Here is a 25,214-nt window from a genome sequence, read left to right as displayed (position 1 = left end):
TTTACCGGCTTCCAAAAACTCCTTACTCCAGCGGTAATAAATGTTAGTGTTGAGCCCTTCCCGGCGGCAGATCTCGGCGATCGACTGTTCACCTTGCAGCCCTTCCAGGACAATGCGGATCTTTTCTTCAGCGGTATACTGCCGTCGGCTCTGGCGCTGAATGTCTTTAATGATGGACAAAGCGGGCTTACGCTCGTGATGAGTAGCAGCTGATGGAGTCGTTTTAGAACGGCTAGGCGGAGCTTTTTTGGCCAAATTGGACATAATCTAGGAGATTTGAGTGAAACAAGTTAAGAATTTGTCTCTTCTCTTTTCTCGCTAAGTTGTCCACTTTGGCTTGACTACATACACTGGACAGGAAATAGGCCTTCTCACCCAGTGACACGGGAAGCCCTAGTAAGGGATCCACTGGTACAGGCTGAAATGGCAATTCAAATCCTAAAGGGCCAAGTGATTCTGGTTTTACTTCTATGCCCGTTACTTTGACTGGCTCAAAGGGGTCTATTAGGGCGTTACGCAATTCAACGGGTTGTTGACATCGGATTATGCCATCAAAGCGCGACTCCGAATAAGGGAATGTCCAACCAAGTGCCGCAGGACGCCTGATGTCGCCAAATGGGTCAGTAGGGGAACTAACAGCAGGGGTATCAGGGGTCGTTGTGGGGTCAGGGTTTGTACCCAACCGACACTGAAATGATCCTGCAAAACGAATAATTGCCTCTTTGAGCATGGTACAAGGCCGTTTTTTATAAAATGATGCAAAAAATGAATTTGCAACAGTATCCCGCTGGAAAGATATCCTGTGATGATCGGTCACACCTTTCAGCTATAAGGTATTAAGGCAATCTACAGCAGTTGTAACTATTTCTGAACATGAATCATCATTGTGACTACTGCGGTGACGCCTTCAACTTTTGCAAATTCAATAAATGCGTTCTGAAGGTCATCCGCAGAGTTAGCTCCTATATGAAGAACTACCCCAAAATTGGTGGCAAACCCAACGATCAACTGTTTAGCGTTGGTTAAAGATATCCAAAGGTTTTCTTCCTTAAGACCTTCTCCTTCGAGTAAAATAAGGCTTTCTACCATCATAGTAAGTGTTTAGTACATATTAGGTATAAAGTAAAATTGATTGGCGGTATTATTTAAAATGAAGGTAAATTATGGTTACTTCTAAAGACAGTATTGCCCGATTTTAAAACACTTCTAATAAACGAATATGGTTCATCTTTATACCTCTCAACTTCTTCCGTAATATAAATATGAACGTCTATATGGACCAAAAAAGCAGCTATAAGCGGTGCCAGTTTATCAGCCCAATTTACCATTGGCTGCGTCGTTTCTTTTATGATAAACAGATCCAAGCCGCGCAGGCGGAGTCAAGCCGGGTAGCCTGGAAGAAGGAGCGGGCGGCCTCAGCGTGGTTGAAGCCGTAAGACAGCAGTAGTCCATGATCAAAATACTGTGGGCCTGCTTACTTTGGGTCGTGATGGGAAAGTGGATGCCCTGGAGCCCGCTCAGTAAAGGCGCTTTGTTGGCCGCACTGTACCAGGCTTTGTCATTAGTAGGGGTGGCGCAAAGGGGCACTTTGTTCTTCGCCACAGCGGCACTCAGCGAAAGGTCTTGCGCTGGATTAACCGGCCCGGAGGTAGTCGATTCGGTTTGGCCGGTCTTACGGTCGCAGGACAGAAAAAGCAGCGAGGCTACCAGGGATGCTGTCAGTAGCGTTTTCATAAAATAAGGGAGATCAATAAGGTTCACTCCGGATCATATATCTCATTAAGGTACCTAATAAGTTGATAATGAGCAAGTGTATTGATTAACCGGCAGAAGACAAACGGATTTTTATTCTTTATTTATCGCTTCTTAACGATGGAAGATTCCTGGGAACCTTTGCTTATAAGGGTATTTTTGATGAGGCATCCACTGCTATCATTCCACAAGGCGTAGGTAGCCGCCGTCAGTGGCGTGACAGCATGAAGACGATCATGGTAGACCCCAGGCTAGTGTACGTGCGGCTGTTTTAGGCGATAGAGCGTAATGTCGGGGCGAAAATGGGAAGAGGGAGAAAGAAAGCAGGCTCGATTAGAAATTTATGGATTTTTGACCAGGGTAGTACTATGTGCCAACAATGGATTTTTTGAATCGATAAGTCGGTTCAAAAAAGGTGGTACCCAGAGAATAACTTGCCTCCATGGTGTAAAGCTACTTCAGGGCAACACAATATCAACTGGAAGCGTGGGCAGGCAGATGAACGGTTCATTTCTCCCCTGACATTCCCTTCTTGATGGATGCCTCTAAACACTTCCAGTAAGGGGGATAGTGTGCATCCGCCTGATAAGATTATTGCTATTTTCATTTTTTATTCTAACTTTATCTTAAACAATTCACAGAGCGCTTGAGCTAAGACTGATAAGCTCTCGATGCTGATGGCGCAGGGGCCAAAAGGCTTTTAGGCCTTAAGGGCGATACATGGCTAACCATCAATTGGCCACAGGCTCTATTCTTCTCCCTGGTGGGACAGCGAACGTCGGTAGTTTTTTGTCCGGCCTGGCTACCGGACCAGTCTCCTACTTCTTGCTACTTGTGTACTAAATCTCCCTTCCCTGTTTGGTATGCGTTTCTATTCATGCTCTCGATTGTCTGTGTCTGCTCAGAGTTGGATCACTAGACTGAGTTTTCTCAGCGGCATACTGGTTGCATCCAGCCAGGGGTATGCCCAAACCATTATCACCGTGGCCGGTTCGAATTCCTATGGCGATGGAGGCCTGGCGATTCGGGCGATGCTGGATACGCCCATTGGCCTCGCAGTCGATGAACAGGGGAATCTATTCATTGCCGAACTGGAGCTCTACCGCAACCGCATCCGCAAAGTAGATTCCCAAGGTGTCATCACCACCGTGGCCCGTCAAACGAGCGCCAGAGGCCTGGTGGTCAATGCGCAGGGTGCGCTGTTTTTCTCCCACCCCCAGGCTAATCGTATCTACCAGTTAGCACCCGACGGAGTGATTACCCCGGTGGCCGGTGATGGATCGGATTTCTATCACGGTGACGGGGGGCCGGCTACTTCGGCTGGTTTGTACTCCCCCATGGGCCTGGCGATTGATGCCCAGGGCAACCTGTTCATCGCTGACGAGTCCAACCATCGTATTCGTAAAGTGACGCCCAATGGCATCATCACCACCGTCGCGGGGAACGGTACCAAGGGCTTTGGGGGCGACGGCGGAGCGGCCACCCAGGCCAGCTTGTATTATCCCAGTTGGGTCGTCGTGGACTGGCTGGGGAGTTTGTTCATCTGTGATAAGAATAATCATCGCATCCGTAAGGTGACCCCCGATGGCATTATCACCACCGTCGCCGGCAATGGTAAGCTGGGCTTTGAGGGCGACGGCGGAGCGGCCACCCAGGCTAGCCTGGCTTATCCCCAGTCAATCGTGGTCGACGAGCAGGGCACGCTCTTCATTAACGATCTGTCCCGCATCCGCCAGGTAAGTCGGGATGGTACGATTACAACCCTGGTGGAGGTGAGCAATTACTATAGTTTAATAAGAGATGGCCAGGGTAACCTGCTGGCGGCCGACCCATTTAGCAATCTCGTCCGCAAGATTACGCCCGATGGCACCATCCGCACCGTGGCCGGCTCAACCGCTTACGGCGATGGCGGGCCGGCCACACTGGCCTTCGTCGGTGCTCCTTCAAGTGTGGCAGCGGATCAGCAGGGTTCCTTTTTTACGGCGGACTCCTACGAGGGAAACATCCGACAGGTAGCCTCTGATGGGATCATCTCGACCAAGCCCGCAAAAGGCAACCATGTTAGCGTGGACCCGCAGGGCAACCTGTTTATTGCCCAGTCAACAACCAACCTCGTCTATAAACTAAGCCCGGAGGGGAAGCTGACGCTCGTGGCGGGAGACAGCACGGTGACCGACTGCGATTCGGGTGGAGGCCACCTACTACATCATTCCCCCGGCGCCCGTTCCGGCCCCGGGGATGGGGGAGTGGCTACCCAGGCTCGTTTATGCAGGCCTACGGGGATCACGATCGATGCCCAGGGCAATCTGTTCATTGCCGATACGGGCCATAACCGCATCCGCCAGGTGACCCCTGATGGCATCATCACCACCGTGGCCGGCAGTGGCATGCAGGGCGATGGGGGTGATGGCGGATTAGCCACTCAGGCGAATTTGAACGCTCCGGCTGGGGTAGCGGTGGATGCTCGGGGCAATCTTTTGATTGCCGATACGGGCAACCACCGCATTCGCAGAGTCACCCCCGATGGGATTATCACCACCGTGGCGGGCAATGGTTTACAGGGTTTTGGTGGCGACCGAGAACCAGCCACCGGGGGCAATCTAAACGGCCCCACCGGGGTAGCGGTGAATGCTCAGGGCAATCTTTTGATTGCCGATCGGGGCAACCACCGCATTCGCCAGGTTGACGCCCAAGGCGTCATGACCACCGTGGCGGGCAATGGCATGCAGGACTTTAGTGGCGACGGGGGGGCGGCTACTCAGGCCAGCCTAAATAGCCCCTCCGCCGTAGCGGTGGACGCGCAGGGCAATCTTTTAATTGCCGATACGGGCAACAACCGCATTCGCCAAGTCATCCTGCCACCGCCCAGCATTGAAAGCTTCAGTGTGATGAATGCCGATACCGAGCAGCCCATCCAGGAGTTGGCCTCAGAAGACACCTTAAACCTGGTCAGCCTGCCGACGCGGAACTTGAACATCCGGGCCAACACCAATTCGGCCGCGATCGGCTCGGTCCGACTGGTGCTCAGCGGTCCGCAAAACCGTAGCCAGCTGGAGCAATACGCACCCTACAGCCTGTTCGGTAATGCCAACGGGGATTACCGGACCTGGACGCCCGCCGAGGGCGGTTATCGCCTGACGGCGACGCCCTATTCGGGCGCATTCGGACAGGGTACGGCGGGTAGAGCCTTAACCATTCATTTTACGGTCATCCAGCAACCGATTCTGATCAGCTACAGCCTGATCAACGCCGCCCTTAATCAGGAGATCAAGGTACTGCAGGCCGGCGAAGAGGTGAACCTGGCAACGCTTCCAACCCGGCAGTTAAACATTCGGGCCAACACCCAGCCCGCCACCGTAAGTTGGGTGGAGATGGTGCTCGGTGGCCCCCAGAGCCACTCGCAGCGGGAGACCCAGGCCCCGTATGCCTTGTTTGGGGATCAGAATGGCTTTTACAACGGCTGGGTCCCCGCCGAAGGCCAGTATAGTCTGCAAGGGGTGCCTTACAATGAAAGCGGGGGAAAGACCACCGCGGGTACGGGTTTGACCCTAAACTTTCGAATCATCCATCAAGAGGCTGCGGGCAGGGTCTCGGGGGACACTCAGCAACCGGAAAATCTGGTACAGGTATACCCCAATCCGTTTCGCGAGTCGTTTCGACTTAAGAGCTCGAGCCCGGGTCCGGTGGTCCTCTATGACCTTGCGGGCCGCAAAGTATTCCAGCTCGATGATCTGCAGTCCGAGCAGATCATCGAGCTGGATCCGCAGCTAGCGCCGGGCTTCTACCGGCTGGAAGTAGGGCAGGGGCCCGGGCTGCAGCGGCGGAAACTGCTGAAGATTCCCTAACGGAAGAGAAGAAACCCAACCCAACAGCCCGATGATGCTCACCGGGCTGTTGTATTTTTAAGGTTGGAAAGGGGAGAAGGGGCAGCAAGTTCGGGCTAGATCAGCAATCCATAACTTTTTTACCCCATCATTTCTTAGCGCAAATCCAAGGCTTATTTCGGTCAAGATGGCCGTTAAATAACCCGCTGAATGTCGGTTGTTTATTGACCTGGCTAGCCAAGAAAATCAAGGATGAATCGACTCGTTTCGAGGGGCCGCTCTTCCGCTACAAAATGGCCGGATCCCCCGACTTCTTTTATCTCCAGCTGGTCAATATAAGGGGGGAGCGCATAGGAAAGCATCTGGTAGCCAGCCGGACCCGCCAGGCCCAGGGTGGGGGACTCGATTCGCTGGCCTTTGATAGCTTCAATGTCTTGGGGAAAGGTCTGATACCAGCCATTGGAAGCCCGAATCGCGTCCTGACTGCCATAAGCTTGGGCATACACTTGCCGGTCAAAATCAGTGATGGCCGTTTTGTCCACCAGTAATTGATCAAAAAGCCAGCCCTGAACCAGATGAAACCGGCCTTCCAGCAGCTGTTCGGGCAAGTGCTGGACCTGATTAAAAGCGACCCACCATGGATGAATGCCCGCGCCGGTGGGCAGCATGGGAAGCCGGTAGAGGTTCTCGTCGGGATGGGGGGTGTCCAGCAATACCAGCTTGTCGGTCTTTTGAGGAAAATGGGCCGCAAAGCTGAAGGCAACGGCCGCCCCGATGTCATGACCGGCGATGTGGGTACGCTCAATGCCCAATTCATCGAGTAAAGCCGCCACATCCCCCGCCATCTCCTTTTTAGAATAGCCCATCATGGGTTTATCCGAGCCGCCCATGCCGCGCAGCTCCACTACCATGACCTGGTAGCGGTCCGCCAGCAAGGGCATGAGTTTGTGATAGCTCCACCAGTTTTGCGGCCAGCCGGGTAACAAGACGAGCGGCTTACCCTGACCACCCATGACGTAGTGCAGTTGAAGGCCATTAACCGTCAGGTAATGGCTGGTGAAACCCGGGAGCTGTTTAACTAATTCGCGATCGAGATAGGAGTCGGCGGTGTTGGGGGATTGCATCGGTTTGGCGGGTGGTTAGTGAAGGTCAATACTGGCTTTGAATGATCTCCAGGAAAATTTCTTAATGTCGTTGCGAGCCACGTCGCCGGCTTGGTGGGCTTCGATGGCGATGTCGATAATGCCCCCAAACAAATTGTAGATCCAGGGAATCGACAGCTGGCTGGTAATTGCTCCCTGTTGCTGCAGTAGCTCAACGAGCTGAAACCAGTTGGCTTTGACATCATCATAGGCTTGTTCCTGGTTGCTGATCAGATCCGTGTACTGTTGGCGTTTCACTAGTTTTTTGACGAAGCAGTACTGAATACCCACTTCTAAGGCCGCATAGAACATGTTTTCCAGCTGGACAGCCGGTTGCTGGCTACTTTGATAGGCCTGGGTCATTTTGAGATTGCAAACCTGGAGCATGGTTTGTTTGCATTCGTGCACTAACGTATTTCGGTCGTTGAAATAGCGATGGACCGTTCGTCGGGTCACGCCGGCGATGTTGGCAATTTGTTCGATGGTAGCCGCTTCATCTCGGTTGAGGGCGGCAACCGCCGCTTCCATCAATTTCTCCTTCGTCATTTTCATGTCACAAACTTAGTACATATTTCTCACTATTGTGACATAGGTTATACTTTTTAATTGGGTTTCTTTTAGTAAATAACCAAATAATCAGACTACTGAAAGTGTTTAGTTCTTTGCTGTCTATCACCCTTTTAACAAGATAGAAAATAGCTTTACTATAGTCTTATAAGGATCGGATGCAACATTTGATTTTAGCATCCATCTTTTCTTTCAGATCACGCAGTGATGCATTCACATGTCCATGATTTATTAATATGCTTTATGTTCAACGGTATCTTCTATTTCTTCCTGCTTTTTGGTCTAACTACCGTCTCAAGCGCTCAGGATCATCGACTTTCGGCCATCGCCATGCGGGAAGACTTCCAGTTCATTCGAGAACAAGTATTCAACGTACATGCCAATCCGTTTTCCCAATTAACCAAACAGAAATACAACGCTTACTTTGATTCGCTAGAGACCGGGTTAAACCAGCCCTTGGCAGTTGCTGACTTTCAACGAAAGGTGAGCCTGGCCTTGATACCGCTCGGCGATGAGCACGCCGCGATCTCCATTCGAAATGCGAAGGCGCAGAAAAAGACGCCCAGCTGGGCGGATAGCGTGGCCACTAATCTATCGTATCAGCGGCTAGGGACAATCGGTTATCTTTTCGCCCGTTCTTTTGCCACAAGATCAAGCCAGGATTTAGCCGTCTATGAGCGGTGTATCGACAGCCTATTTACCCTCATTCGTCGGGATAGCGTTACGCGGCTTGTCATTGATGTTAGTCGCAATGAGGGCGGGGCGTCCGCCGTCGGCACGATGATCATCAAGCACATCTTCCATAAACCGTACAAGAGTTATTCCATGAGTTGGAAACGCAGCGAAGCGTATCTGGCCAAACTAAGTTCTTGGGGATTTCATGATGAGATGTATCAAAAAGCCCTACCGGGGGAACTACTGCAGTTTCCTGCCACAACCGTTGTGCCGGGCCAGGTGGCCAATCCATTTAAAGGAAAAGTGATTGTGATCATCGGCCCCCAGACTTTTTCCAGTGCGATCATGTTCGCAACCCTGGTGCAAGATAATAAGATGGCGCTCTTAGCTGGTGAATCACCCGTGAAGGGGCACCCCACCCATTTCGGCGAAATGTATTCGACACTTCTTCCTAACAGCCAACTGGAAGTACGTTTTGGCGTGAAAGAATGGATTCGGCCCGCTGGACGGGGCAACGTGAACAAACTGGTGCCGGATCTGCCATGCAAGCTTCCAACCAACAAAGACCTTCCGCTGCTTGTCAAACAGCTTCAATGGTAGGATTATTTGAATGATCCAGCCACTTCTTTGAAGGGCATCTCTGGTGTTTCCAGTAAAATTGGTACCGCACCGGCGGACTGTAAAAGGTTCGATACCCGTATCTAGTTTTGGTTATGAATTGATCACATCTTTATTTTTAATGATCCCGTTGCAGGAGAAAGGGATTCCCGCACCGCAAAGTGTTCAAATGTCCCTGCCTAAAGATGATGCCGACCAACACCAGAAGAATTCCTGCATTTTCTTTTTATTTTGGTTGGAAAAGGGAGAAGGAGTAACTTGTCCTAAGGGCATAGCTTATTGAAACCATCATTTCTCAAAGCGAATACAAGACTAATTTTGGTTCAATAGGCCCGCTCAGAAATGCAATACATACGCAATTATAATTGCCTCATTTCTGTCAGACTATTTCAGTGTAATACACACGAACCAGACAAATGCCCAAGCATAATGCTAACTCTAGTGCGTATAGAGGTGGGCTATGGTTACTGCGCCCGACACTTCATAATTTGAAAATATTACCGTCACGGTGGCGCAATGTTGTCCCGATACTTTTGTGGTTTTCTAACCCATATAGTTTCTGGAATGCAACAAATCTTTACTTCACCCTGGCGTAGCCTGGTTCTGCTGACGCTTTTCCTGTTTTGCCGTCTGGTGGTTCTAGCGCAAACGCCCTCCCTGCGAGGAACCGTTACCGACGAAAAAGGACAGCCGCTGCCCGGTGTCAACGTCCTCATCAAGGGTACGCTCACGGGAGCCGTCACCAACGCGTCGGGCCAGTACACCCTGGCCGCGCCTAAGCCGCTTGTTCCGGCCGACCGGCTGATTTTTAGCTTTGTCGGCTATCAATCAGTGGAAACCCCCATTAACACCAACACCGTTATTGATCAAAAGCTGCTGCCCGCCGATCAGGTGCTGAACGAAGTGGTCGTGACGGCGCTGGGGATCAAGCGGGAAGAAAAATCACTGGGGTATGCCGCCCAAAGCCTGGGCGAACAGGTCGTCAAAGACGCCAGGACCACCAACTGGGTCAATTCACTATCGGGTAAAGTAGCGGGGCTGAATATCCAGGGGACCGGAGCGGGTCCGATGGGATCTTCCCGGATTACCCTGCGGGGCGAATCGTCGCTCAACCTGGACAACAACCAGGCGCTGATTGTAGTCGATGGCGTGCCGGTCAGCAGCCGGATAACGGGAACGGGCTACAACTCCCACCTGTCCGCCGATAGTCCGGTGGACTACGGTTCGAGCTTATCCGACCTGAACCCCGATGATATTGAAAATGTCACTGTTCTCAAAGGACCCGGTGCAACCGCCCTCTACGGCAGCCGGGCCGCCGGGGGAGCCTTGATCATCACCACCAAGTCGGGCGCCCGCAAGGACCGGGGTATCGGGGTGACAATTAATTCCAACGTCAGCATCGAGCAGGTTAACCGCTGGCCGGACTACCAGTTTGAATACGGCGAAGGACGTACCAGCAATTATTTCTCCTACCTCGACAGCCCCGACGGACCCAACACGGCCACAACCGTTGCCGCCGGGCGGGCCTGGGGCCCCAAGTTTGCCGGTCAGTCGTACTATCAATACAATCCGGACGTCCCGGACGGCAAACCCACGGAACGCACCCCCTGGGTACCGCGCAAGGATTACATTTCCGGCTTCTTCCAGACGGGCGTTACCTACTCCAACAGCCTGTCGCTGGAAGGGGGCAACGAAAATGGGTCGGCGCGCTTGTCGGTTACCCACCTGAAGAACAAATGGATTATTCCGAATACGGGTTTCGAGCGGATCAACGCGGCCCTGTCGGTAAACCAGAAGCTATCGGATCGGCTGAAACTGACCGGGAAAGTGAACTACGCCAACAAGCAGAGCGATAACCTCCCGGCTGCCGGTTACAACAACCAGACGCTGATGTACTTTTTGATTCTGGGCACCGCGCCGAACATTCGGCCAGAGTGGTTCAAGCCGTATTGGGTGCCCGGTCTGGAGCAGGTGCAACAGCGGGCGCCGTTCAACCCAACGCCGGATAACCCGTATCTGGGCATGTACGAGATGCTGAACAAGATGAATAAAAATGGCGTCATCGGCACCATTTCGGCCACCTACCGAATTTCCGACGAGCTGGATTTGCTCGTGCGCTCGGGGATGGATATGGCCTTTGAGTTCCGCTCGCAGCAGCGGCCTTTCTCCATGACCCGTTACCCGCGGGGCATGTACCGGGAGCAGAACGTCTTTAGCTACGAATCCAACACGGATTTTTTGCTCAGCTACAAAAAAGATCTGACCCCGCTGTTCCAGCTGAACGCTTCGGCGGGAGCAAACGCCATGCGGCAAACCTACGATTTTGCGGGTATGTACGCTGATCAGCTGGCGCAACCGGGTATTTACCAGATTTCCAATAGCTTGGATCAGGCCGTGGCTGACCCGCTAAAAACCCGCAAGGCCATCAACAGCGTGTATGCCGCTGGGCAGCTTTCCTGGGATGAAAAAATCTTTGTGGATGTGACCGGCCGCAATGACTGGTCGAGTACATTGCCCTACGGCAACAACTCGTTCTTCTATCCATCGGTCAGCACCAGTTTCTTGCTGAACGAATTGGTCCAGCTGCCCCAGGCCGTTTCGTTCGCCAAGCTGCGGGCTTCCTGGGCGCAGGTGGGCAACGACACCCGTCCGTACCAGACGGCCCGGTATTACGACAAGATTTACGGCAACAGCTTTACGAATTCCTCCACGCTGTTCAATGCGAACCTGAAACCGGAAATCACGTCGAGTTACGAATTTGGGGTTGATGTCCGGGTGCTGAACAACCGCCTGGGGTTGGACGCGGCCTATTACAACAACCGCAGCCGCAACCAGATTCTGGCCATTCCGCTCGACCCCGTTTCGGGATACGCCAACGCGCTGATCAACGCCGGTTTGATCAATAGCCGGGGTCTTGAAATCAAGCTGACGGGCAAGCCCATTGCCCAGAAAGCATTTAGCTGGAATACGACCTTGCTCTGGTCGCGCAACCGCAGCTACGTTCGGGAGCTGGCCGACGGGCTGACTAACCAGGTTATTTACAACCACAACACCAACGTCTCGATTGAAGCCCGGGTGGGCGGTTTGATGGGCGATATGTACGGTCGGGGTTTCCAGCGCGCTCCAGACGGCCAGATTATCTATTCGTCGGTTGGTCTGCCCGCCCCGCTCGATCCTGAAAACAAAAAATGGGGCAATGCCTTCGCCGACTGGAAAGCCAGTTTATCAAACGAATTTACCTTCCAGAAGGTCCGTTTGAGCATCCTGCTTGACGGTCAGAAGGGCGGCAGCATGTATTCGCAGACCAACCACAAAAACAATACGCTGGGCAAAACCAAGGTTACCTTGCCCGGTCGCGATGAGGGCATTATCGGCCAGGGGGTTGTCAAGCAGCCCGACGGATCGTTTGCCCCCAATACCGTGCGGGTTCCGGCCAGCTCATACTACGATAATTACTACCAGATTGCCAACGCCGAAACCAACATTTTTGACGCTTCCTTCCTGAAAATCCGGGAGGTTCGCTTGGAGTTTAACCTGCCAGCCAACCTGCTTCGAAAGCTGGCCGTTCGGCAGACGAGTCTGGCCTTTTACGGACGCGACCTGTTCAACTTCACCAAGTTTCCGGGCTTTGATCCCGAAGGGGGTAACCTCAACGGCAGCACCCTGACGCCGGGGGTTGAACTGGCACAGTTTCCGTCGGCCCGCGTGATGGGCTTGAACCTAACCTTAAAATTGTAATCTCTACGCATGAAACTTCGTAATACAATACGTCTCATCGGTTTGCTGGTACTGGGCTCGCTAACGGCCTGCACCGATGGATTCGAGGACCTAAACACCGATCCCAACCGCCCTAAAGAAATTACGCCGGGAGTGATGCTGGGGCAGTTGCAATACCGGATCGTGAACAGCACCGTCAGTGCGTCCCGGAATTTCACCCACGAACTGATGCAGGTCGACGCCCCCCGTGCCAGTGCGGGCGGGGGCGGGCTGCACCGCTACGTCGTGAATCCTGGCGCGGGCGTCTGGAACAACTTCTACGGCTACCTGACCGATATTGAGGATATTTACAAAATTGCCGACCGGCTGGGCGAGAATAATTACAAAGCCATTGCCTTGGTATACAAAAGCTGGGCGTATTCCATCCTGACCGATTTATACGGGGATGTGCCGTATTCGCAGGCCATTCAGGCCGAAAGTGGTGTTTTCAAACCGGGCTTTGATAAGCAAAAGGATATTTACGGGCAGGTGTTGAAGGACCTGGAAACGGCCAACAAACTCTTCGACGAGACCAAGGCGCTCACCTACGCCGGGGACATGGTTTTTAATGCCAATGCCGTTTCGGGCGGCAAAAATCCGGGGGTGTTGAAGTGGAAAAAGTTCGCCAACTCCCTGCGGTTGCGGCTGCTGCTGCGGCTGTCCAAACGGGACGGCGAATTGCCGATCCGGGAGCAGATTACGGCGCTGCTGAACGATCCGACGGGTCAGCCGACGATGAGCGGTACGGCGGATGATGCCATTTTCAGGTATCCGGGGACGTTTCCGTATTACAATCCGTACTACAACGCCCGGCAGGTGGATTGGCGCGATGGAAATTACTTCACGAAGTTTTTCCTCGACAAGCTCAATGCCGATAACGACCCCCGCCGTACGGCCTGGTGTTTGCCGGTTGTCGTGAACGGAATCAACCAGTTTGTTGGGATCGAAAGTGGCTACCCAACCAACCTAGAATACGCCGTTGGCCGTAATTCAAGTTATACCGACGCCCTGAAAACGCTGCCCCAACTGGGGGTAATGATGCCCTACGCGGAGGTTGAATTCATAAAAGCGGAGTTGGCCCTCAAAGGTTATCCAACGGAAAAAACGGCCCATGCGCACTACGAAGCGGGTATTGCCGCGTCGATGACCCAATGGGGTGTGACACTCCCACAAGGCTTTCTGCAACAGCCCGGTATTGCCTACAATGCCACGGCTCCGGTCGAAAAGCAGTTGGAGCAGGTGATGTTGCAGAAATATTACGCCTACTTCTTCGTCGATTACCAGGCCTGGTTTGAAAAACGCCGAACGGGCTACCCGGTGCTGCCCCGAGGAGCCGGTATACCCGCAGAAAATGCGTTTCCCGTCCGCGTTCCGTACCCGACTTACCTTCAATCGCTCAACCCGGAAGGACTGGCTGCAGCGGTGAAGGCCATGGGCGGAGACGACAGCAACATTCGCGTTTGGTGGGATCGGTAGGCTTTATACTCATTCTTTGTCTTTATGAATACGCTACGAATAACCTTCTATACACTGCTGCTTAGTTTTTTGGCGGCAGTAGCGGTTGGCCAGCCGGGAGCGGTTAAGCTGCCAGAGCGCGGGCTATGCGCCCACCGGGGGTGCATGGATACGCACCCCGAAAACACCCTGCCCGCTTTTCGGCGAGCCATCGAACTGGGGGCGCAGATGATTGAGTTTGATGTGCAACTGACCAAAGATGGCCAGTTGGTGATTATGCACGACGAAACCGTAGACCGCACCACCAACGGCCACGGCAAGGTTTCGGAACTGACCCTGGCGGAGCTGCGGCAACTGGACGCGGGGGTGCGGAAAGACGCCCGGTTTGCGGGGACCCGCATTCCGACCTTCGAAGAAACGCTGGCGATCATGCCCCGCAACGTCTGGCTCAACTGCCATCTGAAAGGCGATGAAGCGGTGGGCAAAGCCGCGGCCGCCCGGCTGGTCCGGTCGGGGCGGTTGCACCAGGCGTTTCTGGCTTGCGGAGAGGCAGCGGCCTCCGGTGCCCGGCAGGTTCGGCCTGATATCCTGATTTGTAATTCGGAGAACCGCTACCGGAAAGATACCCGAAAATACGTGGACGCGACCATTGCTATGAGGGCCAACTTTATCCAGCTGCTGAAGGCCGACGGCGAAAATCGCACCGACGTGATGGCTCTGCTGCGTAAAAATGGAATTCAAATCAATTATTTCTACGCCATGCAGCCCGACGAGTTGCTGCAACTACTTGAGTCCGGCGTTGATTTCGTGCTGGTGAATAATCTGGCCGACTTTCAGCAGGCGGCAAAACAAGCTTCCATCACACCGGTCAGTCCGGTATACTAAGGACAAATAGCATTTGTTTCAACCTAAAACCCTGAGGGGTATTTTACGTAAACCATGAATTCGTTTACCCTACGCACCCTGCTGCTGAACGTGTCGGTTTGGCTACCGCTGGGCCTGCTGGCTCAACCCAAAACCGGCCCCGACGAGCTGCGCACGCTGGTGGTTATTTTTGATGGTCTTCGCTCCGACTACATCCGGCCGGAAACCATGCCGAATCTGTATGCCTTTCAAAAAACGGGCGTGCATGCGCAACAACATCACAGCGTATTCCCGACGGTAACCCGGGTGAATACGTCTTCCTACTCCACGGGGAGTTATCCGAAAACCCACGGTATTCTGGGCAACTCGGTCTACTTTCCTAAAGTCCGCGCCAACAAAGCCCTCAATACCGGCGATTACGAGGATCTTTACAAAATTGATCAGGCGACAAAAGGGGCACTGCAAACCACGATTTCCTTGGGCGAACACCTGCAAACTGCCGGAAAACGCATGATGGTGTTTAGCTCGGGAACGACCGGGCAGGCTTTCCTGCAGAACCGCAAACTCGGCGGTGGTGCCATTATCAATCCGGGATTAATTCTGCCCGAATCTATAAGAGATAGTATTCATGCTGCGATCGGCACGGCTCCGGCTTACGCCACGCCGAACACCGCCCGACACGTCTGGGTTACCGATGCCTTGCTGCGCTACGGTCTGGTCGCCAACGGCCCCCAGGTTAACTCCATTTGGTATTCGGACCCGGATGGCACTGCGCACGCCAAAGGGGTGGGTGACTCGCTCACCATGCAGGCCATTTGGGGAGTGGACCAGCAGTTTGGCCGTATTCTGGATTCGCTGAAAGTCAGAAACTTAATTAAGCAATTTAATATTATTGTCACTACGGATCACGGATTCGTCACGCACGCGGGTAAAATTGGTTTCTCGGATCTGCTCATCCAGAAAGGGCTGAAGGCGGGCAAAGAAAGTGACGATGTGGTGCTGGCGGATGGAGCGATTTACGTGAAGAACCATGAACCCGCCCTGATTCAGAAGATTGTGTCCACCCTGCAGGCCGAGCCCTGGGTGGGGGCTATTTTTACGAAAGGAGCCAAAGTAGGCGATTTGAAAGGTTCGATTCCCGGGACGCTGTCGTTTGAATCGGTTCATTGGCAACACGCTCAGCGGGCCGCTGACATTCTGGTGGATGTAAACTGGAATGATGAGAAAAACAACGTTGGGTACGCCGGAAAAAGCTTTGCCAAAGGCGTTGCCGGGCACGGTAGCCTAAGCCCATATGAAGTGCAGATCAGCCTGTTTGCCGCCGGGCCTTCGTTCAAAAAAGGAATCACCAGCCAGCTGCCCAGCTCTATCATTGACATTGCCCCAACGGTGTTGCACCTGCACGGCCTGGCCGTACCCAAAAGCATGGATGGCCGTGTTCTGTCGGAGTTGCTTTTTTCGGCTCCGAAAAAGCCACCAGTTAGCCCTAAAACGGAATGCATCCAAACCACCACCACCTACGGCGGGGGCACATACACCCTTATATTGAATCGTACGGTGATGGGGCCTCATCAATACGTTAATTATGCCCAGGTAAGCCGTTCTGTCCAGTAGGTTCCATAACGACTCCAGCCTGCTTCAAGCCGGGGCAGTTACTTTTTTTAGGGGGCTTCGTTGTCATGCCTACTCGTTCAATACGGTCTTGCCATCCAGTTCCAATGGCGCGGGTAAGCCCACATTGAAATAGCTAAGGATACAACGGTGTAGAAATTGTAAGAAGTATAGGCAGAACCGGCTGTTTTAGCCTGGTCTTGTTCTGCAAAGCTTTTATACGAAGGTAATTTCGTTTTACCTCCCTGGCGAGCTGGGCCCATCATGGCGTCAGGATGAGAGCTAAGCTCAAAATTTTTGGACGGCCGCAATCGACAAAAAATACCTGAGAGATCACTATGCATATGTTCAGGATAGTTACAAAGCGTTCGTTTGATGAAGTCATTCTGAAAATAACACTGCGGTTATTTAAGACAAGTATTACAGAGTTGACCTTCCGATTATCATCTTTCCTAAATAAACAGCCGTAAAACCATAGCTTTTGGATCCATCATTTGCCAGCGCCAATAAGTGGCTTAACTGGGGTCAACAAGTTTGTTCAATAATACGGTAAGATATTAACAAAGTTGGGGTATTCATGGCGCATAACTCCATGGAATTCTGTCAGGATACGGCAGGGTAATACATAATTGAGCCTAGCCTACATTAGAGGACCAAAGCTCAAGCCCTGGGTCAGGGCCGCAGGCCGCCTGCCCAGGTCATCTCCAGGCAGGCGTTTAGGTAGATGAATAGCCGCGACAGCTTCATCGTACTCGGTGGATTGACCATGATGCGTGTGACGAAGCCACTTCCCGTAGGGCAGCAGCCTTGTGGGGTAAATGAGTCTGGATCAATAGCCCCATGCAAGCTGCGGTGGGCAATAGACCGACCGTGATCAGGTAACACCAGAAGAATACATCGGCCGATAAGCGATTGCCGAACGTGGCCTGCCACCAGGGAATAATGGGCATCACACAGGCGAAGGCCAGCACAAACCCCACCAGCGCAATGAGCATCCCCAGGGCCAGCAGCCAACCGGGCCGGGCTACGACGCCCATGAGCTTCCACCAGAGGCTCAGCACCGGCAACAGGTAGAGACCGAATAGAATGTCGTAAGGAATGTAGAAGGCGTAGTAGCTAATCCAAAAGACCGTCGGCAGAGCCAAAAGATAGAACGTATTGAGGCTAGGTAGCGAGGGGCCGAAGAACCGGGTCAGCACCCGGTTCTGGCTGTAGTTGGTCACGATGGCCACCACCAACAGGCCGATGGTGTGGGCCACCAATTGCGCCGGATTGAGATACACCCCGTGGGGGCCGGTGATGCCGTGAGCGATCAGCGGAAAGGCCAGGCCTAAGCCGCCGTAGAGGGTAACCAGGTGGCTACCCAGCCACTGTTTAACGAAGGTGTTGCGCAGGGTGTCGACTGATGTGTTCATGAGTACGTGCTGTCTTTTAAATTGTTAAGTGATTGAATAACAATGCAAAATTATCAGCAGGTATGGGAATATAGGTGAGCAGTGCTACCCAAATAGGTGAGCAGTACTATTCAAAAAATACCACGCGCACCTGGGTACCTCCGCCAGGCTGGGAAATGATTTCCAGTGTTCCTCCTAATAGCCCCACCCGTTCGCGCAACCCCAGCAGGCCAAAGCCGCTTTTGGGGGATTGAACCGCTCTAGCATCGATTCCCCGGCCATTGTCGCTAACGGTTAGCTGCAACTGCCCCGTCTGCCGGTTAAGCCTAACAGTGGCCTCGGTAGCCTGGGAGTGTTTGATGATATTAGTCAGGCACTCCTGCACAATGCGGTAGAGGTTGATGGCCTTTTCGCCCGGCAGCAGACCGTCAACGGCGGGGTCGAAGTCGGCCCGCACCATCAGCTTCCCCGTCATGGCAACGTCTTCGCACAGGCTCCGTAGCGAGCGGGTCAGGCCCAGCATATCCAGTTGGAAGGGGCGCAGGCCGTAGGCAATACGCCGAACCTCTTCCACGCTTTGACCCAGCAGCGTCTTGAGCACCTGCACCTGAGCGCTGGCTTTGGCGGGCGTATCCAAGTGTTTTTCCAGTAGTAGCACTTTATTCTTGACCAAAATCAACACCTGCCCCAGGCTATCGTGCAGATCGGCGGCAATGCGTTTGCGTTCGTGTTCCTGGGAGGAAATCAGTTGCCTGGAAAACTCAGTCGCCTGGGCCAGCGCCTGGGCCTGGGCCTGTTCTTTTTCCCGTTTGAACGTCCTCAGTTTCCCGGCTAAGGCCAGTGACAGGATAATAGCCTCTAAACCAAGGCCGATTTGAAGCGACGCGTCAACCAGGTTAGGGTAAGGAATCAAGGCCTGTTCGCGGGTCATGAACACCAATAAGAATACGCAGGAAAGGCCAAATCCCAGCAGGTAATAAGCCGCGGGCTTAAATCCCTGTCGGAAACGGATGGCCCCAGCCATGATTGAGTAGAACACACAGACCAGGTTAAGCAGGAAGGTTACCCGGAATCCGGTCGCTTCGTTGACCAGACTGAGCCATGCGGTTAGGGTAACGATACAGATTAGCACCTGCCCCAAGCGGTGTAGCCCCTGGCTTCGCCGATCCATCTGCAAAAAAGTATTGGTGAATAGCAGGGCCATCAACAACGTGCAACAACTGATGAAGGCGGTGTTGTTCAACCCGGGGTGATGGGGCCACAGCAGGGCAAAAGCATACCCCCGGATGTAAGCAATATTCAGGCTGGCCGATAGCATATAGCCCACATAATACAGGTACGTCCGGTCGGCGAGTGTATACCAAACGAACCCGTTGTAGAACATCATCGCCAGCATTAAGCCGAAAAACAGCCCATGCATTAGGTGTTCGCCCAGCGCATTAGTCAGCAGGGTGGACATTCGGGCCACGAAGAGGGGTATGCGCAGGGTCGAATGGCTGTGGTAGCGAACGTAAATCGTTTGCTGGCCACCGGGCTGTAGCGATAGCGGCAACAGCAGGTGGTTGCTCACCAGGGGGCGGTTAGCGAAGGGATGGTTGTCGCCCAGTGCCCACCGTTGCCAAGCCTTGTCTTGTTGCATGTAGACGTCTACCTCGTGCAGATACGGTTCGCCCAGTTGCAGGCACCAGTCCGACTGAAGGGAGGCATTGGAAAGGTTCACACGCACCCAGTAGACCGAGGACGTCAGGCCCATTGCCAGCATATCGTTCGGGCCAGGATGGAAACGCGCCTGAAAGCCCGGCTGAGCCACCTGCGCGATAGTCAGCCGCCCAGTCGGGTCTTCCAAGACGTCGATCTGCCGTCCCAGGGGAATGCCTTCGATAGCCGCTTGGAGACGAATGGGGGTAGCCGCGTCAGCGGGAAGCGTAGCCAACAGCAGGAATACGATTAAATAAGGCATTGTAGTAGGGGTTAGCGAAGGTGCTCAAGGGCGAAGCGGAGCAGGCTGTTTTTGCCCGACAGGTGCAGTTTGAAGGCCATGTTGGCGCGGTGGTTGAATACGGTTTTCTCGCTGATGAACAACGCATCGGCAATCTCCTGGCTTGACTTATACTGCGCCACCAGCTCGAGCACCCGGCGTTCGGCGGGGGATAAAGGCGCCAAGGGGTCGGTCCCTTGCGTAGCGGCCGTTGTCGGCCGGAGGGTCTTCGTGCTCCTTTTTAACAGGTAGCTCGACATCTCTGGGCTGAGGTAAGGTTGCCCGCTTTGCACCATCCGAATGGCATGGACAATGTCCGAAACGGCATTCTCTTTGAGGACGTAACCGGAAATGCCAATTTCAAGAGCCCGCATAAAGGGGTCACGCTCTTTGTGCATCGTCAGCAGGATAATCGGCAGGGTAGGCAGCCGCTGAAGCAGTTGCTCGGCGGCTTGCAGGCCGTTGAGCCGGGGCATGTCGATGTCGAGCACCACCACGTGGGGTTGGTGTAGTTGCGTTAGGCGGACGGCCTCCTGGCCGTTGGGGGCACCAGCCACAACGGCCAGGTCATGGTCGGTCTCGATCACTTCTTTCAGACCCATCAGGAAGATGGGGTGGTCGTCGGCAATAAGCACCTTGATAGTTTCCATGCTGGTAAAGATAATGACTCAGCAGGCTGTCCGCCATAGGCAGTACTGCTCAAGCTAAGGTGTCCTTTCTTGGGGCTGACTTTGTTTTTAGAATCGGAGAGGTGCGTCGTTGCGGGTAACCGCACTGCGACCACTGGACGGCGGACCGTGCCGAAACCAGGGAAAAAGGAAGCCGGTCTTGATAACATCCTGAATCTATCATGTCACAATAGAAAAAAGGAGCCCAATCCGGGGTAACCCGTCCCTTCCAAAATAAGTATTCTATTGCCATAATTTGACCCCATTAGTGTAAGGCTATTCCCGTGTAATACAGTTTCGTCCAATTGAGTGAAGCATTTTCGCAGTTGATTCCATTTAAAAGACGATTAGGTCGGAAATGGATTTCGGGGAAGGTTTACAATAAACAATTTTGGCCCATAAACGCAAAAATTACCCTTAACCATGTTTCCATTCCTGTATTCCGGTCGGCACCCCAGAACCCTGCTTACGAGCTGGCTTCTGACCATCACCCTACTAACTTCCTGCACTGAGTCGAATGAGGACCCGGCACCCGGTCCATCCAGGCCAGTTCAGGCCGGATACGTGGTTGGTAAAGCCACCGACGCACAAAACAAGCCCCTGGCCAATGTGGAGGTGATTGCTTACAATACGCTGACGAATTCAACCATCGGTGGTCGTACCGATGCTCAGGGCAACTATCGCATTAAACTGGAAAACTTGGGTACCTGGTATGTGAAAGGAACCGCCACGTTAAACTACGATGGTGGGCATTATGCCCTGCGTATGCATGTAGTGGACCCCATCACCTTCACCCACAGCCAAGGAGCGGTACAGAATATGGTCCTGAAGGCCTCGGGAGAACGCACCGGCATGTATGGGGAGGATGGGTATTATGGCGCCAAAATTACGGTTTTACCCGATATGACTGGCGACTTCTACGATGCCGACAACGCCCAGCTTACGTTTGAACCCATCGGACCGCTGATCGATGGGAGTATGGGCCAAACGCTGATTTGCAAACCCGACAACATCTATATTTACGACATCCCAGTGGGCAAATACAAAATTACGGCGACGTATCAGCCTACGGGCCAGCCGCTGCTGCTGCGGGCTGGCTACGGCGGTAGCAAAGCTTACAGCCGCACGATAACGACCATGGTTTCCCCGACCCATAGCGGCTCAGACCGCTACGTACTCGAGCTACAGGTCAAGCCTGAGTAGAACGAACCGCCGACCGGTTATCAACTCCGTTAACGTAACTGATACTGGCCGTTGATCAACACTCACGACCTGATGAGCTGGTCTACCGTCATGCTGGAGTAGATACAATGCTTTCAACCAAATCATTCATCAAGCCCAGAAGCAACCGAAACGAAAATGGTTGGAAAGGGAACGAAGGGTGTTTTGACCGACCAAAACTTAATAGCAGTTTAATCCTAACAATTCCACGTGCGAGCAACCGGATTTTCTGGATCGGCAAGTCGGTTCAATAATGGGTATTACCCGGAAAATAACCGGCCTCAATTCGGTAAGGCGATTTCAGTGTAATACAGGCGCGATCGTTTCACGGATTAGGTCGGGTGATTCCGGCAAAGAGTGGCTTGCGGCCTTGCCCTTACTTCTTTTGATGGAGGTATCGTGGTCGTTTAGACCAGCAGATCAAAGAGCCATCTTCGCTCATCCATGAAGGCTAGCAACGACTGCTCTTGCGGCAATACCCTCAGAGCCCATTCGCTGGAAGCTAGGCAGAACGTTGTTCTACTTTAACGGTGATGGTGCGTCTGCAAAGTGCTTATATTTTCTAAGTAGCCGACCGAGCCAATAGGTAATCGGAATAGCTACTTTCTTAACCAACGGTGGAAGCTCAGCCATATCGTATTCCTGGGCATAACGCATCATCAGGTAGGCCGCATCGAACGCTTCAGGTTGAGCCTTCCCGGATTTGTTCTGGGCGGCATAGATCGCGGACAGATAGTAGACAATGCTGTTAGCGGGTTGTACCCAACCTCTACAGATCAACGGTTCATCACCGGCATTCCAGAACTTGTGTGGAACGCCTCGTTTAAACAGTACGCTTTGGCCCACAGTAACGTATTGAGGTTGCTGTCCCAGAATCTGATACGCCAGTTTACCGGCTACTACCGTTAGCTCTTCATCCTGCTTGAAATGCGTGTGCATGGGGGGGCCTGACTGAGGGTTTACCCAGTTTTCAACCAGTACCTTGTCGCCTTCGGGCCCGGGCTCAACACCCAGAAAAGTAAGTTTTTCTCCCAGGCAATTTTGAATCGTGTAAGGATAGTCAATGTTCATAGCTTGGTAAGTTTTCTCAAACGTAGTAAGTTTAGGACATTGTCCAAATATGGTGATGAACAAAGCGGAGAAAATTGTCGCTAAAGCGTTAGAAATGTTCAATGAACGGGGTATCGAGTACGTTAGTCTGCGGGAGCTGGCAACCGAGTTAGGCATACGGGTGGGCAATATCACGTATTATTTTCCCACCAAAGACGATTTGGTCAACCGCTTGGCGCAGGACTTGTCAAGGTTGAACGAGCAAATTATCCTTCAGGAGCCTGCCAGCCTGTTTTCGTTTCTGGAGCGGTTTCAAAAGATCTTTGAGAACCATGTTCAGTACCGATGCCTGCTACTAAGTTTTGTGCATTTGATGCACCAGAACAAAGTGCTCTCAGAAGCGTATAAAGAAACGGAAAAGAAGCGGTACTTATCGATTGTGACCAACCTGTCATCACTGCAAGAGAGGGGGTATTTGATCCTGGAAGCCGATAGAAATTTTTTGGTATCGGTTTTTAGCCTTACTGTCAGGTTCTGGATCTCAGAAGCCAGCCTGTCGTTTGCTCACCGGAGTGCGGCGGAACAGATCAGGCAGTATGTCACCCTGTTGGCAAAGCTTTTGATGCCCTACGCCACCGAGAAAGGCCAAGCGGAAATTAGGCAGTTTTTGGTGAGTTTAGGCCATTAGCGGGACCATGACCAGGTTGGTTCGAACCTTATTGTTGAGGTAAAAAGCAGGACTCTCATCCATTATATCCCGGGTCAGTAGGGTAACTAAGCTTTGAAGTATCTTCTGTTCATAGCAAGTGGGGACCGTTTACCACTTGGCCTAGAAAAGATGGTAAAACGGTCGCACTATCTTAGGACGCTGCAAAAAGAATAGTCGGCTGTGTAGTACAGCAAAGGTTGGGAAAAAACCCTCAAAGCAATCTTTGAAGAGGCAACAATAGAATTCAACTGCATACAGGAGCTAAAGAAAGGACAAAATCGCCAGGAGGTACTAAGACTTGTTGAAAATATAATAAAGGCAGATGATTGGAGTTTAATCCTACTAGATATAAGGCTGGCCGAACAAGATCGCCAAGAAGATGACTCAGCTAACTTTTCGGGTTTAAAGGCTTTAAGAATAATAAAGCAACATAATCCGGTCTTACCAGTAATTATGTTCACTGCTTCCACAAAAGCAAAAACATTAAACAGTTTTGCTGAAAACGGAGCCGATGGTTTTTACATCAAACATAGCCCTGACACCAGCCGTACCCCCGAAATTGTACGCAATGATGTAATTTCACTGTTCGCACTCGTAAAAAACTGCTTACAAAAATATGCTCTTCTGTCTCCTTTCTGGAAGGGCATTCAGGAAATTGAAAAGGCAAATCTGATTCAAGAGAAAAGAGTTGGTACCCCTCAAGAAACCAGTTTTCGTAAACGCATTCACGAGCGCCTTTGTATGTTCATTGGCCTGCTAAAAAAAGCTTATGAGCAGAAAGCTTTTGATAAAGACACATTCTTATATGATGAGTATGAAACAGCTTTTCTGACACTATGGAGTTGTCTGAATGAGATTTCGGAATGTTACTTTACAAAAACTCAACCTATACTTCCCCATTTAACTGACAAAAATGGAAACCTTATGATGGATGACAAAAACCAACCTATTACTCTAAACCCTAATAAGAAACCACTTACATACCGAAACACAAAAATAGATAAACACTATAAATGGGATCTAGACGGAAATTTATTTTTAGAACATAAATATTGGCCAAAATATGACGGTACAACTTTAAAAACTGACCCAAAAAAAAATTGGTATTTTACTGATTTTGAACGAGTTTCTTCCTTTGGATTAGATAACGGGAATTATATTGACTCGACAATTCGAAAGGTAGATTTAGATTATCAGAAAGAAATCCGGATGCAAATTGCATTTATACTTATCAAAAAGTTTAACACTGGAAATAATGAGTCCGATCCAATTGTTAAGTTATTTGAAGATTCCCGCAAGCTGCGTAATCATCTTTACCTTGTACACGGTGACGACACTAATACAGATTATACAAAATCTTTACGCCAAAGCGGAGTCAAAGTAACTAATAGTAATCTACAAGATTTATTCAAGCTTATATATTTTCTTTTAAAGGGTTCTACGCCAGTAACGTTGGCCTTAAATACTTGAGAAATGCGGGCGATAAACAGAGTATTTATGGCTCTGATGGATTTAAATGAATTTTAAATATTTTAAAGGCTGCAAGTTAACATAATGAAAGTTATACAACAGTAAAATTGTATGTAGTCAAGTAAAAGTGGACAACTAAGGGGGAAAAGAGAGGAGACAAATGTTTAACTTGTTTCACTCAAACTTCCTTACTTATGTCCCATTCTGCTAAAGCCTCCTCGGCAAAACGTCCTCAGACACCTACCACTGCCGAGCGCAAACCAGCTCTCTCTATTATCAAAGACATTCAGCGACAAACCCGACGCCAGTATACGGCTGAAGAAAAAATCCGCATCGTTCTGGAAGGCCTGCAAGGCGAACAGTCGGTCGCTGAAATTTGTCGGCGAGAAGGGCTTAACACCAACGTTTATTACCGCTGGAGCAAGGAATTCTTGGAAGCAGGTAAAAAACGCTTAACAGG

20 protein-coding genes are annotated in these 25,214 nt (G+C 51.8%); 10 read left to right on the top strand and 10 right to left on the bottom strand.

What is annotated here, in order from left to right; all coding sequences use genetic code 11:
• The 4 genes from LX87_RS27695 to LX87_RS28920 all read right to left on the bottom strand — a co-directional run.
• The coding region (locus tag LX87_RS27695; protein ID WP_229310855.1) for a transposase at positions 1-264 on the bottom strand (264 nt) is incomplete at its 3' end.
• Positions 233-817 carry a hypothetical protein gene (locus LX87_RS28925; RefSeq protein ID WP_170139494.1) on the bottom strand — a complete coding sequence of 195 codons (585 nt, stop codon included), beginning with the start codon at positions 815-817 and terminating at the stop codon, positions 233-235. The genes LX87_RS27695 and LX87_RS28925, both read right to left, overlap by 32 nt.
• Before the next feature lie 44 nt (positions 818-861).
• Positions 862-1,092, bottom strand: a complete 231-nt coding sequence (locus tag LX87_RS27685; RefSeq protein ID WP_111631560.1) for a hypothetical protein — start codon at positions 1,090-1,092, stop codon at positions 862-864.
• A gap of 219 nt (positions 1,093-1,311) precedes the next feature.
• The gene (locus LX87_RS28920; protein WP_170139491.1) at positions 1,312-1,734 is read right to left on the bottom strand and encodes a hypothetical protein; all 423 of its coding nucleotides are present in this window, start codon (positions 1,732-1,734) and stop codon (positions 1,312-1,314) included.
• A gap of 881 nt (positions 1,735-2,615) precedes the next feature.
• Between LX87_RS28920 and LX87_RS27680 the strand changes: the two genes are divergently transcribed.
• Complete coding sequence (locus LX87_RS27680) at positions 2,616-5,597, top strand: NHL domain-containing protein (RefSeq protein ID WP_111631559.1); 2,982 nt, start codon at positions 2,616-2,618, stop codon at positions 5,595-5,597.
• Positions 5,598-5,809: 212 nt separating this feature from the next.
• Here LX87_RS27680 and LX87_RS27675 read toward each other — a convergent pair whose 3' ends face one another.
• Positions 5,810-6,700, bottom strand: a complete 891-nt coding sequence (locus tag LX87_RS27675; RefSeq protein WP_111631558.1) for an alpha/beta fold hydrolase — start codon at positions 6,698-6,700, stop codon at positions 5,810-5,812.
• 15 nt (positions 6,701-6,715) lie between these two features.
• The gene (locus tag LX87_RS27670) at positions 6,716-7,270 is read right to left on the bottom strand and encodes a TetR/AcrR family transcriptional regulator (RefSeq protein ID WP_111631557.1); all 555 of its coding nucleotides are present in this window, start codon (positions 7,268-7,270) and stop codon (positions 6,716-6,718) included.
• Between the two features lie 258 nt (positions 7,271-7,528).
• Here LX87_RS27670 and LX87_RS27665 point away from each other — a divergent pair, with 258 nt between their 5' ends.
• The 5 genes from LX87_RS27665 to LX87_RS27645 all read left to right on the top strand — a co-directional run bounded on the left by LX87_RS27665 (position 7,529) and on the right by LX87_RS27645 (position 16,267).
• Positions 7,529-8,560 (top strand): S41 family peptidase, encoded by a 1,032-nt coding sequence (locus LX87_RS27665; protein WP_170139493.1) that lies wholly within the window; start codon positions 7,529-7,531, stop codon positions 8,558-8,560.
• 582 nt (positions 8,561-9,142) lie between these two features.
• Positions 9,143-12,316, top strand: coding sequence for a SusC/RagA family TonB-linked outer membrane protein (locus tag LX87_RS27660; protein ID WP_111631555.1), 3,174 nt, complete (start codon positions 9,143-9,145; stop codon positions 12,314-12,316).
• Positions 12,317-12,325: 9 nt separating this feature from the next.
• Positions 12,326-13,810, top strand: a complete 1,485-nt coding sequence (locus LX87_RS27655) for a SusD/RagB family nutrient-binding outer membrane lipoprotein (protein WP_111631554.1) — start codon at positions 12,326-12,328, stop codon at positions 13,808-13,810.
• A gap of 24 nt (positions 13,811-13,834) precedes the next feature.
• The gene (locus tag LX87_RS27650) at positions 13,835-14,674 is read left to right on the top strand and encodes a glycerophosphodiester phosphodiesterase (protein WP_211325386.1); all 840 of its coding nucleotides are present in this window, start codon (positions 13,835-13,837) and stop codon (positions 14,672-14,674) included.
• 54 nt (positions 14,675-14,728) lie between these two features.
• Positions 14,729-16,267: an alkaline phosphatase family protein gene (locus LX87_RS27645; protein WP_111631552.1), complete on the top strand. Its 1,539-nt coding sequence runs from the start codon at positions 14,729-14,731 to the stop codon at positions 16,265-16,267.
• A 740-nt stretch (positions 16,268-17,007) separates the two neighbouring features.
• Here the strand turns inward: LX87_RS27645 and LX87_RS27640 are convergent.
• The 3 genes from LX87_RS27640 to LX87_RS27630 all read right to left on the bottom strand — a co-directional run bounded on the left by LX87_RS27640 (position 17,008) and on the right by LX87_RS27630 (position 20,286).
• Complete coding sequence (locus LX87_RS27640) at positions 17,008-17,679, bottom strand: hypothetical protein (protein ID WP_111631551.1); 672 nt, start codon at positions 17,677-17,679, stop codon at positions 17,008-17,010.
• A gap of 106 nt (positions 17,680-17,785) precedes the next feature.
• On the bottom strand, positions 17,786-19,618 hold the full coding sequence (locus tag LX87_RS27635; RefSeq protein WP_111631550.1) for a sensor histidine kinase: 1,833 nt from the start codon (positions 19,616-19,618) through the stop codon (positions 17,786-17,788).
• Between the two features lie 11 nt (positions 19,619-19,629).
• Positions 19,630-20,286 (bottom strand): response regulator transcription factor, encoded by a 657-nt coding sequence (locus LX87_RS27630; RefSeq protein WP_111631549.1) that lies wholly within the window; start codon positions 20,284-20,286, stop codon positions 19,630-19,632.
• Between the two features lie 441 nt (positions 20,287-20,727).
• Between LX87_RS27630 and LX87_RS27625 the strand changes: the two genes are divergently transcribed.
• Positions 20,728-21,507 carry a carboxypeptidase-like regulatory domain-containing protein gene (locus LX87_RS27625; protein WP_111631548.1) on the top strand — a complete coding sequence of 260 codons (780 nt, stop codon included), beginning with the start codon at positions 20,728-20,730 and terminating at the stop codon, positions 21,505-21,507.
• A gap of 537 nt (positions 21,508-22,044) precedes the next feature.
• Here LX87_RS27625 and LX87_RS27620 read toward each other — a convergent pair.
• Positions 22,045-22,596: a cupin domain-containing protein gene (locus LX87_RS27620; RefSeq protein WP_111631562.1), complete on the bottom strand. Its 552-nt coding sequence runs from the start codon at positions 22,594-22,596 to the stop codon at positions 22,045-22,047.
• Positions 22,597-22,651: 55 nt separating this feature from the next.
• Here LX87_RS27620 and LX87_RS27615 point away from each other — a divergent pair, with 55 nt between their 5' ends.
• From LX87_RS27615 to LX87_RS27605, 3 genes are all read left to right on the top strand, one after another.
• Positions 22,652-23,263, top strand: coding sequence for a TetR/AcrR family transcriptional regulator (locus tag LX87_RS27615; RefSeq protein ID WP_170139492.1), 612 nt, complete (start codon positions 22,652-22,654; stop codon positions 23,261-23,263).
• Between the two features lie 240 nt (positions 23,264-23,503).
• Entirely contained in the window at positions 23,504-24,754 is a 1,251-nt protein-coding gene (locus tag LX87_RS27610; protein WP_111631546.1) for a response regulator, read from the top strand.
• A gap of 194 nt (positions 24,755-24,948) precedes the next feature.
• A partial coding sequence (locus LX87_RS27605; RefSeq protein ID WP_146624590.1) for a transposase occupies positions 24,949-25,214 on the top strand: 266 nt, incomplete at its 3' end.

Source organism: Larkinella arboricola (assembly GCF_003259745.1).
GTDB lineage: Bacteria > Bacteroidota > Bacteroidia > Cytophagales > Spirosomataceae > Larkinella > Larkinella arboricola.
Note: the sequence above shows the minus strand (reverse complement) of the source record. Positions and strands in the feature narration are given on the sequence as shown.